This window comes from Streptomyces sp. NBC_00400 (assembly GCF_036048035.1).
Classification (GTDB): domain Bacteria; phylum Actinomycetota; class Actinomycetes; order Streptomycetales; family Streptomycetaceae; genus Streptomyces.
Genome location: NZ_CP107940.1, coordinates 1791224 through 1804760 on the forward strand (window position 1 = coordinate 1791224; position 13537 = coordinate 1804760).

Genomic DNA, 13537 nt, shown 5'->3' on the forward strand with positions numbered 1-13537 from the left:
GCCCGCGCTGTCGTGTGCGGGGAGCGTCCGGCGCCTCCCGCCCGGACGGCATGACGGTCCGGAGGGCATGACGGTCCGGACGGCGCCACCGTGACGTGGGAGGGTGGCGGCATGGAATCCCTGCTCATTGTCGATGCCGCAAATGTGGTCGGCTCGGTGCCGGACGGCTGGTGGCGGGACCGGCGCGGCGCGGCGGAACGGCTGCGCGACGCGCTGTCCGGGTACGCCGGCACGGGGCTGCCGGGGCTGGTGGCGCCCCCCGTGGAGCTGGTCCTGGTCGTGGAGGGCGCGGCGCGCGGCGTCGAGTCCGCCGAGGGCGTACGGGTGGTGGCGGCGAGCGGCAGCGGCGACGACCGGATCGTGCAGCTGGTGGCCGAGGAGTGCGGCGACCGGGACTGCCTGGTGGTCACCGCGGACCGCGAGCTGCGCGCTCGCGTCCAGGCGCTGGGGGCCCGGGTGACGGGCCCGCGGGCGGTGCGGGGGCGGGGGCGCGGCGAGGCATAGGGCCTGTCGTCAACGTCCCTTCTGCCGCAAAGTCCCGTCTGCCTCGCGGACAAGGCGAGGCCCCGTACACCTCGACGAGCGGCATACGGGGCTGCCGGGGCCGGATCTGCGGCCGGGTGCGTGCCCGGCCCGTGGTCTGCGGCCGGGCCTCAGCCCTTGAAGTGCGCTCGGGTTTCCGTCCTTGCCCCGCGGCCGGGCCTCAGCCCTTGGTCTGCAGCCGGGTGTCAGCCCTTGCCGCTCTGCCGGCTGCGGATACCCAGGCGGCTGTGCGAGCGCCCGTACAGGAAGTAGACGCCGAACCCGACGACCATCCAGAACGCGAAACGCACCCAGGTCTCCGCGGGCAGATTGAGCATCAGCCACAGCGACGCGACCACCGACAGCATCGGCACCACCGGCACCCACGGGGTACGGAAGGAGCGGGGCAGATCGGGCCGGGAACGGCGGAGCAGGACGACACCGACGGCGACCACCACGAACGCGAAGAGGGTGCCGATGTTGACCAGTTCGGCGAGTTCGTCGATCGAGGTGAAGCCGGAGACGAGGGCGACGATGGCGCCCAGCACGAGGGTGGACCGGTAGGGCGTCCCGTAGCGGGGGTGGGCCCGGGAGAAGACCCGCGGCAGCAGCCCGTCCCGGCTCATCGCGAAGAACACCCGGCTCTGGCCGAGCAGCAGGATCATGCAGACCGAGGTCAGGCCGACGGCGGCGCCGAAACTGATCAGGTCGGCGAAGAAGGGGTGTCCGAGGTCCTTGAAGGCGTCGGCGAGCGGGGCGTCGGTGGAGAGCTTGCTGTACTTCTCCATACCGGTGACGACGACCGACACGGCCACGTAGAGGACCGTGCAGATGGCCAGTGAGCCGAGGATGCCGCGGGGTACGTCGCGCTGCGGGTTGCGGGTCTCCTCGGCGGCGGTGGCCACGATGTCGAAGCCGATGAAGGCGAAGAAGACCACGGCCGCCGCGGCGAAGACGCCCATGACCCCGAAGGTGGACGGGGTGAAGCCGAAGATCAGCTCCGCCAGCGGTGCGGCCAGTCCGCCGCCGGCCTCGCTGGACTTGCTGGGCGGGATGAACGGCTCGTAGTTGTCACCGTTGATGAGGAAGGATCCGGCGATGATGACGAGCAGGACGACGGTGACCTTGATCCCGACGACCACTGTCGTCACCCGGGAGGACAGCTTCATGCCCAGCACCAGGATGCCGGTCAGCACCAGCACGAGAATGGTGGCGAGCAGATCGAAGCCGAAGTGCCCCTCGTGGGTGCCGGAGAGCCCCGCGGGCAGGTGCAGCCCGGCGGAATCCAGCAGTGAGCGCATATAGCCGGACCAGCCGACGGCGACCACCGCACAGCCCAGGGCGAGTTCCAGGATCAGGTCCCAGCCGATGATCCAGGCCGGCAGCTCGCCGAGCGAGGCGTACGAGAAGGTGTAGGCCGAGCCGGCGACCGGCACGGTGGAGGCGAACTCCGCGTAACACAGCGCCGCCAGCGCACAGACCACGCCCGCGACGACGAAGGACACGGCCACGGCAGGCCCGGCCTGCTCCTTGGCGATCTTGCCGGTGAGAACGAAGATGCCGGTGCCGATGACGACACCGACGCCGAAGACGGTCAGATCGAGCGCCGACAGGGACTTTTTGAGTGTGTGCTCCGGCTCCTCGGTGTCCAGGATCGACTGCTCCACAGTCTTCGTCCGGAACATGCCGTGATTGCGGCGTGAATCATGGGGTGTGTCGTGCTGTGTGCTCATGGGCGAACCTCCGCCTGGACGACCCTCGCAACTGTCGTGAACTGACCGAGTCTCCGCAATGACCGGAAACAGTCAGCTTCGGCGGGCCTCCGGACGGCGGTGATTCACCCGATGAGGTGTGGCCGCGTCCATGCCGATGGGCCGGGCGGAACATCCGTACGGATGACCGGCCGGCCCATCGGTGCCGTCCTGTGAATCAGTCGCGGGCGACCTCGGCCGGCTCGGCCGCGCCCTTGGCGTGGGCGGAGTCGGTGCCGGCGGACTCGGTGTCGTAGCGACCGTCGATCTTGGAGACCAGACCGGTCACCTGGCGGGCGATGTCCGGTGCGGTGAGCCCGATCTCCGCCATGACCTCCTTGCGGGAGGCGTGGTCGAGGAACCGCTCGGGGATGCCGAAGTCGCGCAGCGGCAGGTCCACCCCGGCGTCCCGCAGGGCCTGCGCGACAGCCGAACCGACGCCGCCGGAACGGACGTTGTCCTCGACGGTGACCACGACCCGGTGCCGGGCGGCGAGTCCCGGCAGCGCCTCGTCGACCGGCTTGACCCAGCGCGGGTCGACGACCGTGGTGGAGATGCCCTGCTTGTCCAGCAGGTCGGCGATCTCCAGGCACATCGGGGCGAGCGCGCCCACGGAGACCAGCAGGACGTCCGGGCGCTTGACGGCCTCGGCGGGCTCGCGCAGCACGTCCATGCCGCCCACCCGGCCGATCGCCTCGACGGCCGGGCCGACCGCGCCCTTGGAGTACCGCACCACGGTGGGCGCGTCGTCGACCTCGACGGCCTCGCGCAGCTGCGCGCGGACCTGGTCGGCGTCGCGCGGCGCGGCGATCCGCAGACCGGGGACGACCTGCAGGATCGACATGTCCCACATGCCGTTGTGCGAGGCGCCGTCGGTGCCGGTGACACCGGCCCGGTCCAGCACGAAGGTGACGCCGCACTTGTGCAGCGCCACGTCCATCAGCACCTGGTCGAAGGCGCGGTTGAGGAAGGTGGCGTAGACGGCGAAGACCGGGTGCAGGCCGCCGGTGGCCATGCCCGCCGCGGAGACCGCGCCGTGCTGCTCGGCGATGCCGACGTCGTAGACGCGGTCGGGGAAGGCCTTGGCGAACTTGTCCAGTCCGACGGGCTGGAGCATGGCCGCCGTGATGGCGACGATGTCCTTGCGCTCCTTGCCGAGCTCGACCATCTCGTCGCCGAAGACGGACGTCCAGTCCTTGCCGCCCGAGGAGATGGGCAGGCCGGTGTCCGGGTGGATCTTGCCGACGGCGTGGAAGCGGTCCGCCTCGTCCTGGAGGGCGGGCTGGTAGCCGCGGCCCTTCTCGGTGAGGCAGTGGACGATGACCGGGCCGCCGAAGCGCTTGGCGCGCGTCAGGGCGGATTCCAGCGCTTCGAGGTCATGGCCGTCGATCGGGCCGACGTACTTCAGGCCCAGGTCCTCGAACATGCCCTGCGGGGCGATGAAGTCCTTCAGGCCCTTCTTGGCGCCGTGCAGGGTCTCGTAGAGCGGCTTGCCGACGACCGGCGTGCGCTCCAGCAGGTCCTTGCCGCGGGCCAGGAAACGCTCGTAGCCGTCCGTGGTGCGCAGCGTCGCCAGGTGGTTGGCGAGGCCGCCGATGGTCGGGGCGTAGGAGCGCTCGTTGTCGTTGACGACGATGACGAGCGGGCGGTCCTTGGCGGCGGCGATGTTGTTGAGGGCTTCCCAGGCCATGCCGCCGGTCAGCGCGCCGTCACCGATGACGGCGGCGACCCGGTCGTCCGACCCCAGCACCTCGTTGGCCTTGGCGATGCCCTCGGCCCAGCCCAGGACCGTGGAGGCGTGGCTGTTCTCGATGACGTCGTGCGCGGACTCGGCGCGGGAGGGGTAGCCGGACAGGCCGCCCTTCGCCTTGAGCTTGGAGAAGTCCTGACGGCCGGTGAGAAGCTTGTGGACGTAGGACTGGTGCCCGGTGTCGAAGAGCACCTTGTCCTTGGGCGAGTCGAAGACACGGTGCAGGGCGATGGTCAGCTCGACCACACCGAGGTTCGGACCGAGGTGTCCGCCGGTCTTGGACACCTCGTCGACAAGGAAGGTACGGATCTCCCCCGCCAGCTGCACGAGCTGCTCCGGGCCCAGTCGGTCCAGATCGCGCGGTCCCTTGATACGGGAAAGCAGCGCCCTCCCGTCGCCCGCCACCGCCCCGGCCGGACTCGCTTTGCGCGGCACCTCCTGCACCCCTGCCTCCTTGCTGCTTGCTGCCGTGGATCGAGCTTGCCGATCAGATGAGTCTAATGTCGCGCCCGCCGCGCCGACGCCCGGGCCTTGCGATGTATGTCACTCGGGTGAAACGGGCTCCGGCGCGCCGCCCGCCGGGCGCCGGAGCACACGCACCGGCCCCCACCGGATGATGCCCGGTGGGGGCCGGTGCCGTCGGAGCAGGGGCGCGATCAGGTACGACCGGCCGTCTTCTGCGTCCGGCGGGAGACCGAGTCGATCACCACGGCGGCGAGCAGCACCGCACCGGTGATCATGTACTGGATCTCGCTCGCCATGCCGAGCAGGTTCAGGCCCTGCTGGATCGACTGGATGACCAGCATGCCCAGCAGCGCGGACCAGATCTTGCCACGGCCGCCGAAGAGACTGGTGCCGCCGATGACGGCCGCCGCGATCACGTTCATCAGGGTGTTGCCGGAGCCCAGGTTCTTGGTGGCGCCGCCGGAGAGGCTGGCGATGAACAGGCCGCCGAACGCCGCGAGCATGCCGGAGATGGCGAACACGCTGATCCGGATCTTGTTCACGTTGATGCCGGCCCGGCGCGCCGCCTCGGCATTGCCGCCGACCGCGAAGATCTGCCGTCCGTAGGGGGTGCGGCGCACCACGAAGTCGGCGAGGACCAGGACCGCGAGGAACAGCACCAGGGCCAGCGGCAGACCGCGGGCGCCGGCCGGCTCGTTCAGGACATAGGCGACGACGAAGGCGATCACGGCGACCACACCGGTGCGCAGCAGGATCTCGCTGAGCGGCCGGGAGGGCAGCGCGGCGGCCTTGCGGCGCTTGCTGTCGAGCAGCAGCGATCCGGCGTAGGCGAGGACCGCGATCAGCGCGAGACCGTAGGCCGCGGCCTTGTCCTCGAAGTAGTAGCCGGTGAGGTCCTCCACCACGCTGCCGCTCGGCGTGTTGATGGAGCCTTCCTGGCCCATCATCCAGATCTGCAGGCCGCTCCAGCCGAGAAAACCGGCCAGGGTGACGACGAAGGCCGGCACTCCGATCTTGGCGAAAAAGAACCCGTGCAGAGCGCCGATGGCCACTCCGGCCACCAGGGCGATCAGGACGGCGAGCCAGTCGTTGACGCCGTGGGTGACGCTGAGCACGGCCCATACGGCCGCGCCGACGCCCGCCACCGAGCCGACGGACAGATCGATCTCGCCGAGCAGCAGCACGAAGACGATGCCGACGGCCATGATGCCGAGGCCGGAGGTGTAGACACCGATGTTCGCGAGGCTGTCGGCGGACAGGAAGCTGCTGTTCTTGAGCTGGAAGACGACCGCGATGACGATCAGGCCGATGACGACCGGCAGCGAGCCCAGCTCCCCGCCGCGCACCCGGCGCCTGAAGTCGTTGAGGTAGCCGGCGAAGCCCTGTTCGCGGACGAGCAGGCGGGGGTCGACGGCGGCCGGCTGGGGGGTGTCGGCGGCCGGGGCGGCGGTCTCCTGGCCTGGCGTCACGGCTGCCTCGCCCTCGCCCGCGGCGGGCTGCTTGGTGAGATCACTCATGCGCCGGCCTCCTTCTTCACCTGGTCCGTACGCGCCTTGCGGCGGGTCACGGCGTTGTCCGAGGCGCCGGTGATGGCGGCGATGATCTCTTCGTGGGAGGTGCCCTCGACATCGAAGACACCGTTGTTGCGGCCCAGCCGCAGCACCGCGACCCGGTCCGCGACGGCCTGCACATCGGCCATGTTGTGGCTGATGAGGATGACGCCGAGCTCGCGTTCGCGCAGCCGCTCGACGAGGTCGAGGACCTGGGCGGTCTGTTCGACACCGAGGGCGGCGGTGGGCTCGTCGAGGATGACGACCTTGGGGTCGCCGATCAGTGCGCGGGCGATCGCGACGACCTGCCGCTGACCGCCGGAGAGCGCGGCGACGGGGATACGGACGCTCGGGATGCGGATGGACAGGGTGTCCAACAGCTCCTTGGCGCGCTTCTCCATCGCGATCTCGTCGAGGACACCCGCGGTGCGGATCTCGTTGCCGAGGTAGAGGTTGGCGACGACATCGAGGTTGTCGCAGAGCGCGAGGTCCTGGTAGACGGTGGCGACGCCGAGTTCCTGGGCGTCGTGCGGCTTGGTGATGCGTACCGCCTCGCCCTCCCATTCGATGGCGCCGTCGTCGACCGGATGGACGCCCGAGATGGTCTTGACGAGGGTGGACTTGCCGGCGCCGTTGTCGCCGACGAGGGCGATCACCTCACCGGGGTGGATCTCCAGGGTGACGTCCGTGAGTGCTTGGACGGCGCCGAACCGCTTGGAGACTCCGCGCAACGCCAGCACAGGCGTAGCGGACACGTGAATCATCTCCTTCGCCGCCGTCACTACGGCGGGGATGGTGGTGCGTGGAGCGGGGGGCTTGCGGGGAACGGTCCGGCTCCGGGAGGGGGTACGGAGCGAAGCCGGGAGGGGTGCGGTCGGGACCGGGACGAGGCCGGGCGGGGTGGAGCCAGAGGGCCGCGGGCCGGGGTGGGGCGGGAGGCCGGGATACGGCCTGAGGCGGGGACAAGGCCGGGATCAGGCCGGGGCAGGGGCCGCGGGCGGTGCCGCGCGGCCCCGCCTGGCGGGGGCCCGGGGTGGAGAGGGGTGCCGGTGGGCCGGGTGGCCGTGGCCGGGAGGCGTGGCCTACGGGCCCGGGGCCGGCGGCCGGGGGCAGGAGGCCGGGGTCCTGCTTGCCTACTTGATGCCGGCCGCCGCGCAGGCCTTCTTGACGTCGCCGGTGCAGATCTGGCTCGCCTTGTAGACCTTGTCCTTGATGATCGTGGAGGCGATGTTGTCCTTGGTCACGATCTGCGCGTCGTACAGCTTGGCCGGGATGCCCTTGACCTCGCCGCTGAGGCTGTCGACCTTGGTGTCCGTCAGGGAGCCGATCTTCTCGCCCTTGAGCAGCTTGACCGCGATCTCGGCGGTGGAGTCGGCCTGCGGCTTGATCTGCTTGTAGATCGTGAAGGCCTGGTCGCCCTTGAGGATCCGCTGCAGGCCGGCGAGCTCGGCGTCCTGGCCGCCGACCGGGACCTTGACACCCTTCTGCTTGAGCGCGGTGATGATGCCGCCGGCCATGCCGTCGTTGCCGGAGTAGACGCCCTGGATGCCGTCCTTGCCGAGCGAGTCGAGGGCCGCGTTCATCTTCTTGTTGGCCTCGTCCGTCGACCAGTCCGGGATGTCCTGCTCGTACGCGACCTTCTTGACCTGCTTGTCGAGGACGCTGTGGGCGCCCTTCTTGAAGAACGGCATGTTCGGGTCGGTCGGCGAACCGTTGATCATGACGACATTGCTGTCCTTGGCCTTGTCGCCGAGCGCCTTCACCAGCGCCTGCCCCTGCAGGCGGCCGATCTTCTCGTTGTCGTAGGACACGTACGCGGAGAGCTTGCCCTCGGCCAGCCGGTCGTAGGCGATGACCTTGACGCCCTTCTCGGCGGCCTGGTTCACCCAGGACTTGGTCGCCTTGAAGTCCACCGCGTCCAGAATGATCACCTTCACGCCCTGGGTGATCAGCGCGTCGAACTGCTTCTTCTGGTTCTCGGTGTCCTGCGAGGCGTTGTTGTACTGCACCTTGCAGTCACTGCAGAGCGCGCTGATCTTCGACTCGATGAGCGGGCGGTCGAAGGTCTCGTAACGGGTGGTCTTGTTCTCCGGCAGCAGCAGGCCGATCGTCTTGTTGTCGCCGCCGCCCGACTTCGCGCCGTCGCCGGCCTTGCCGCACGCGGCCACGGAGAGCGCCATCGAGACGGCGGCGGTGCCTATGACGACGCGACGCGTCCAAACGTTCATGGGGTTGCCTCCCTGACGAGGCCGCGCCGTTGCGGCCGAGGTGGCTGGAAGTCAACTCGGCCGCCAGCCGACCGTCAAGGAGTAAATCCTTAACGAGATGACAACGGTGCCATGCGTTAGCTGCGTGAACTCAGGTCTTTCCCGCCGGCGCCGGAGCGTCCGCGGACTGCGCCCCGTCCAGCAGGGTCGAATCGCCCATCTCGCTCAGCACCAGCGCGAGCGCGCCCAGCACCTCCGCACGCCCCCCGAGCGTGCCAGGGACGACGCCCAACTGCCGTGCCGCACTGGGGATCGCGTACCGCGACACCGATTCCCGGATCGGCGCCAGGACCAGCTCACCGGCCTCGGCGAGATCACCACCGAGCACCACCCTGCTGGGATTGAGCAGATTGCACAGGTTCGCCACACCACTGCCGACATGACGGCCTACGTCCGCAATCACCCGCCGGCAGCCCGGGTCGCCCTCGCGGGCCAGCTGCACCACTCGCGCCATGGTCAGATCGGGTCCGTGGCTCGGCTGCAGCAGCGGGAGCACATAGCGGGCCGCGGTGAAGGTCTCCAGGCAGCCGCGGTTGCCGCAGCGGCACACCGGGCCGGACTCGTCCAGGGTGATGTGCCCGATCTCGCCCGCCGTGCCGCCCGGCCCCCGGTAGATCTGCCCGCTGATCACCAGGCCGGCCCCGACGCCGCTGGCGACCTTGATGTACGCCAGGTCGGCGGCCCCGCGGCCCCCGCCCCACACCAGCTCGCCCAGTGCGCCGAGGTTGGCGTCGTTGTCGACGTAGACCGGCACCCCGAGGCGCCCGGACAGCTCCTGGCGGGGGTTCGTCCCCGACCAGCCCGGCAGGATCGCCGTCGAGCCCAGCGTCCCGGACTCGACGTCGATGGGTCCCGGTACACCCAGACCGACGCCGATGACCTTGCCCGCGTCGAGTCCGGTGGCCGCGATCAGCCGCTTGACCAGCTCTTCCGCCCGGTCGAAGCCTTCGGCGGCGGAGGCGTCCACATCGATCGGCTCGGACTCCTCGGCGAGCACCTGGTGGGCCAGGTTGCCGACCGCCACCCGCAGATGGGAATGCCCGAAATCGACCCCGACGACGATGCCCGCGTCGCCGGAGAGGGAGACACTGCGCGCCCGCCGCCCGCCCGCCGAGGTCGGGGTCACCTCAACGGTCCCGCCGTCCTTCAACTCACGAACGATGTTGGAAACGGTGGCCGCGGACAGCCCCGTGCTCCGGGCGATCTCCGCCTGCGTGAGGGAGCCCGCCATACGCACCGCACGTACGACCCGCTCCAGATTGGCCCGGTGCAGCGAGGACTGCGACCCCGGAGTCTCCATCGACTCATCCACTCCCGTCTGGGGCCGGGGGTACCTCCCAGTGGTGACTGGGGGGAGGCACAACGACCGCCCGCCGGCCGCACCCACACCTTTGTAGGACGGCCCTCGATTCAACATGTGAACTCTAAGCAGAACTCCAGCCGGGAAGTCTCGTCAAGGCGTTGAGCCCATACATGATCAGGAGCGGTCCCGCCGGGACGCCCGCGGGGGCGGCCCCGCCGCAGCGGAACCGCCCCCTGACACGCACCGGGCGCCGCCCGAAGTCGGCGCAAACACATCGCCGCCGACGGCCGGTATACGGCAGCCCGTCCCGCTCCTGTGTACGGCGCCCCGGCCTGCTCCCCTGTACGGCGTCCCGGTCCACTCCTCTACAGGGCGCCTGCACGGCGCCCGTCCCGCTCCCCTATTTGAGGGCGCCGGCGGTCAGCCCGGCCACCACCTGCCGCTGGAAGATGATGTACGCGGCGAGCACCGGCAGCATCGCGATCGTCAGCCCCGCGAACAGGCCGGACCAGTCCCCCTTGTAGCCCTGGCTCACCGCCAGCGCCACCAGCCCCTGGGTCAGCATCTTCTTGTCCGGGTCCCCGACGTTGAGCACCGTCGGCAGCAGGTACTGGTTCCACTGCCCGAGGAAGTTGAAGATCCCGACGCTGATCAGGCCGGGCTTGGCCATCGGCAGCATCACCTGGAAGAAGGTGCGGGTGTGCGAGGCGCCGTCGATGAGCGCCGCCTCGGCCACCGAGGTGGGCAGCGTCTTGAAGAACCCGCTGAGGAAGAAGACCGTGAACGGCAGCGAGTAGGCGATATAGACCAGGATCAGGCCGTGGTAGGTGTCCAGCAGCGCCATGTTCTTCATGACGAAGAACAGCGGGACCAGCGCCAGGATGACCGGGAAGCCCATCCCGCCCACGAACAGGAAGTACAGGAAGCGGTTGCCCGGGAAGTCGAAGCGGGCCAGCACATACGCCGCCATCGCGCCCAGCAGCATCGTGCCGATCAGTGAACCGCCCACGACGATCAGCGAGTTGAAGAAGTACTGGCCCATGTTCGCCTTGTCCCAGGCGCGCGACCAGTTGTCGAAGTGCAGGACCGAGGGGAGCCCCCAGGGCGAGCCGAAGATCTCGGAGTCGTCCTTGAAGGAGCTCACCACCGCCCACAGCAGCGGCATGGTGACCAAGAGGCCCCAGATCACCAGGACTCCGTGCGAGAAGACGTTGAGGACCGTGCCTTCGCTGCTTTTGCCGTCGGCGCCGGCACCGTCCTTACCGCCCTGTCCGTGGCGCGGTCCGGGCACTCCCGAAGCCGCCGCGGCGGGCGCCTGCTCCTTCGTCACACCCGGGAGGTCCGCGGGATCCGTCTGCGCACTCATCAGAACTCCAGTCGCTCGCGTCGTCCCAGCCGCATCACGATGGCCGAGAAGATGAGGGTCACGATCAGCAGGGAAACGCCGATGGCCGTCGCGTATCCGGCCTGACCGTCGCGGAAGGTCTTCTGGTACACGTACAGCGGAAGGACCTCGGTCGCATAGTCGGGACCGCCCGGACCGACGCTCATGATCTGCACGAACGCGAAGGCCGACACGTCCAGGGCGAGGATGCCCATATAGATCCAGCCGGTCTGGACGGTGTCCCACAACAGCGGGAGGGTGATCCGGAAGAACGTGTTGAGGCGGTTCGCGCCGTCCAGCAGCGCGGCTTCGTAGAAGTCCTTGGGAATGGAGCTCATTCCGGCGGAGAAGAGCACGACGTAGAAGCCGACATTGGCCCACACCATCGCGGCCATGACGCACCACAGCGCGATCTGCGGATCGCCCAGCCAGTCCGGCTGCACACTGTCGAGCCCGATCGCCTTGAAGAAGGCGTTGAGCGCACCGCTCTCCGGGTTGTAGGCGAACTGGAACAGCAGCGCGACGATCGGGACCGACAGCACCTGCGGGAAGAAGTAGAGGATTTTGTAGGTGCCCGAGCCACGCACCCCGCCGATGACCGCCTTCTTCCGGCGGCGGCCACCGACGTTGAGCATAAAGGCGAAGAAGAGCCCGAGTGAGAGCGTCACCACCGGCAGGAGCAGCAACAACGTCACGCTGTTGCCCACGGCGGACCAGAAGACATCGTCCTTGAAGAGGCGCGCATAGTTGTCGAAGCCGACCATCTTCATGTCCGGACTCAGCCCGGTCCAGTCCGTGAAGGAGTAGTAAATGGCCTGCACGAACGGCGAGATCACGAAGATCGCGTAAATCGCCAGCGGGAGGACCAAGAACCCCGCGATGAAACGGTACTTACCGTGTTTCATGACTACCGAATCCCGTTCTCTCCCTGCGTGTGCCACAGCCGGTGACGCGCCCCGGCCCGAACCGGGCGGTGCCTCACGAACTCGTCGGTCAGCGCTTGTACTTCTTGACGCTGGAGTCGTCGCGGGTGTCGTCCGCGTACTTCTGGATCTTCTTGATCGCCTCGTCGGGCGTCATCCGGCCGGCCATCATCTCGCCCAGCGCACCGACACCGATCCGCTCCTTCTGGAGCGCCACATACCAGTCCTGCAACCGCGGATTGACGATGTTCTGGCCGGCCTTCTGCAGCGCCACCTGTGCCGATGCCAGACCGGGCGGAAGCTTCAGTCCCTCGGTTCCGCCGTTGAGCGAGGTGAGGGAGGAAACCTGCCTGATGAAGTTCTGCGAGGATTTCTTGCCGAGCATGATGCGCAGCAGTTCCATACCGCCCTCGGCGTTGTGGGCCTTCCTCGGCACGATGTACGGCTCGCCGCCCGAGGCCCAGAGGGTGCCGAACGGCATCTTGTCGGAGGCGGACAGGCTGGACGGGGCGCCGACCGCGAGATCGAAGTGCGGGTTCTTCGCGATCTGCTTGGCCGACTCGTTCTCCACCCAGGAGCCGTTGGGGATGAACAGCGCCTTGCCCTCGGCCCATGCCTTCTGCGACTGCAAGTGGTCCAGGCCGGGCGAGCCCTTGAGGACATAGCCCTTCTTGTAGAGCTCGTCATAGGCGTCGAAGGCCGCCTTGACCGCCGGGTCCTTCCAGGCGTTCGGCTCCAGATTGTCGATCTTCCGCAGGACCTCTTCACCGCCGATCTTGGCAATGAACGGGTACAGGCTGAAGGGCAGGTAGTACGGGTACTTGCCCGGGTACGTCCAGCCGGCGACGCCCTTCTTCTTGGCCTTCGCGCACAGGGCCAGCATGTCGTCCCAGGTCTCCGGGTATTCCGCATCCAGTTTCTGCAGATTGCTCTTGGAGTACCAGACGCCGTAGACCGTGTAGGCGTAGTAGAGGATCCAGGTTTCCTTGCCGCCGAACTGGCCCATCTCGACCACACCGGGGCGCAGTGTGTCGCGCACCTTCTTGTGCGGATCGTCGACGGAGGGGGCATCGAGGAGCGCGGTGAGGTCGGTCAGCTGGTTCTCGGCCACCAGCGTGCCGAAATCCATCTGTTCCGCACCGGAGTTGTCGACGAGGTCGGGCGGATTTCCGCCGTTGAAACGCGGCTGCAGCGTCGACTGGATCTTCTGGGTCGACGAGAGCTTGACCTTGCCGTCGGCCTTCGGGAAGGACTTGAGGTACTCACCCTGAGCGTCCTTGGCGTACTTGTCGCCGAATCCGCCGTCGAAGATGACCACATCGAGGCCGGCCGACTCATTGACCGCAAGCGGATTCTTGGCTGATTTCTTGCCTTTCTCCACCTTGTTGTCTTCACCGCCACCGCCGCCGGCGCACGCCGACAACACCCCCATGGACGGTACGGCGATGATCCCCAGGGCCGCGGCTCGCTTGACCAGATCGCGACGGTTGAATTCAGAGGTGGATCCCATGCGCAAGTCCTCGCCTTCTTCAGGACTCAGGCGGTGTACCGGAGCCACCCCGGCACCGCGGGTCAGATGAAGCTGAGTTGTACGGGATGTGCACCGGGCTCGCTAGAGAAAT

The 13537-nt window shown here is 68.4% G+C and carries 10 protein-coding genes; 1 reads left to right on the plus strand and 9 read right to left on the minus strand.

Annotation, left to right across the window (positions count from 1 at the left end; genetic code table 11):
• Positions 1-111: 111 nt before the first annotated feature.
• Positions 112-504, plus strand: coding sequence for an NTP pyrophosphohydrolase (locus tag OHS81_RS07895; protein ID WP_328383763.1), 393 nt, complete (start codon positions 112-114; stop codon positions 502-504).
• A 224-nt stretch (positions 505-728) separates the two neighbouring features.
• Here the strand turns inward: OHS81_RS07895 and OHS81_RS07900 are convergent, their stop codons facing one another.
• The 9 genes from OHS81_RS07900 to ngcE form a co-directional block, all read right to left on the minus strand.
• Positions 729-2255: an amino acid permease gene (locus tag OHS81_RS07900; RefSeq protein ID WP_328383765.1), complete on the minus strand. Its 1527-nt coding sequence runs from the start codon at positions 2253-2255 to the stop codon at positions 729-731.
• Positions 2256-2451: 196 nt separating this feature from the next.
• Positions 2452-4467: a 1-deoxy-D-xylulose-5-phosphate synthase gene (gene dxs / locus OHS81_RS07905; RefSeq protein ID WP_328383767.1), complete on the minus strand. Its 2016-nt coding sequence runs from the start codon at positions 4465-4467 to the stop codon at positions 2452-2454.
• 212 nt (positions 4468-4679) lie between these two features.
• Positions 4680-6005, minus strand: a complete 1326-nt coding sequence (locus OHS81_RS07910) for a sugar ABC transporter permease (RefSeq protein WP_328383769.1) — start codon at positions 6003-6005, stop codon at positions 4680-4682.
• Positions 6002-6802: an ATP-binding cassette domain-containing protein gene (locus OHS81_RS07915; protein WP_328383771.1), complete on the minus strand. Its 801-nt coding sequence runs from the start codon at positions 6800-6802 to the stop codon at positions 6002-6004. The genes OHS81_RS07910 and OHS81_RS07915 overlap by 4 nt, the downstream gene beginning before the upstream one ends.
• A 369-nt stretch (positions 6803-7171) precedes the next feature.
• Positions 7172-8266, minus strand: a complete 1095-nt coding sequence (locus OHS81_RS07920; RefSeq protein WP_328383773.1) for a sugar ABC transporter substrate-binding protein — start codon at positions 8264-8266, stop codon at positions 7172-7174.
• Positions 8267-8396: 130 nt separating this feature from the next.
• Positions 8397-9605 (minus strand): ROK family transcriptional regulator, encoded by a 1209-nt coding sequence (locus tag OHS81_RS07925; protein ID WP_328383775.1) that lies wholly within the window; start codon positions 9603-9605, stop codon positions 8397-8399.
• 403 nt (positions 9606-10008) lie between these two features.
• Positions 10009-10974, minus strand: coding sequence for a carbohydrate ABC transporter permease (locus OHS81_RS07930; protein WP_328383777.1), 966 nt, complete (start codon positions 10972-10974; stop codon positions 10009-10011).
• The gene (locus OHS81_RS07935; RefSeq protein ID WP_328383779.1) at positions 10974-11897 is read right to left on the minus strand and encodes a carbohydrate ABC transporter permease; all 924 of its coding nucleotides are present in this window, start codon (positions 11895-11897) and stop codon (positions 10974-10976) included. Before OHS81_RS07935 ends, OHS81_RS07930 begins: the two co-directional genes overlap by 1 nt.
• 88 nt (positions 11898-11985) lie before the next feature.
• Positions 11986-13425 carry an N-acetylglucosamine/diacetylchitobiose ABC transporter substrate-binding protein gene (gene ngcE / locus OHS81_RS07940; RefSeq protein WP_328383781.1) on the minus strand — a complete coding sequence of 480 codons (1440 nt, stop codon included), beginning with the start codon at positions 13423-13425 and terminating at the stop codon, positions 11986-11988.
• Between the last annotated feature and the right edge of the window lie 112 nt (positions 13426-13537).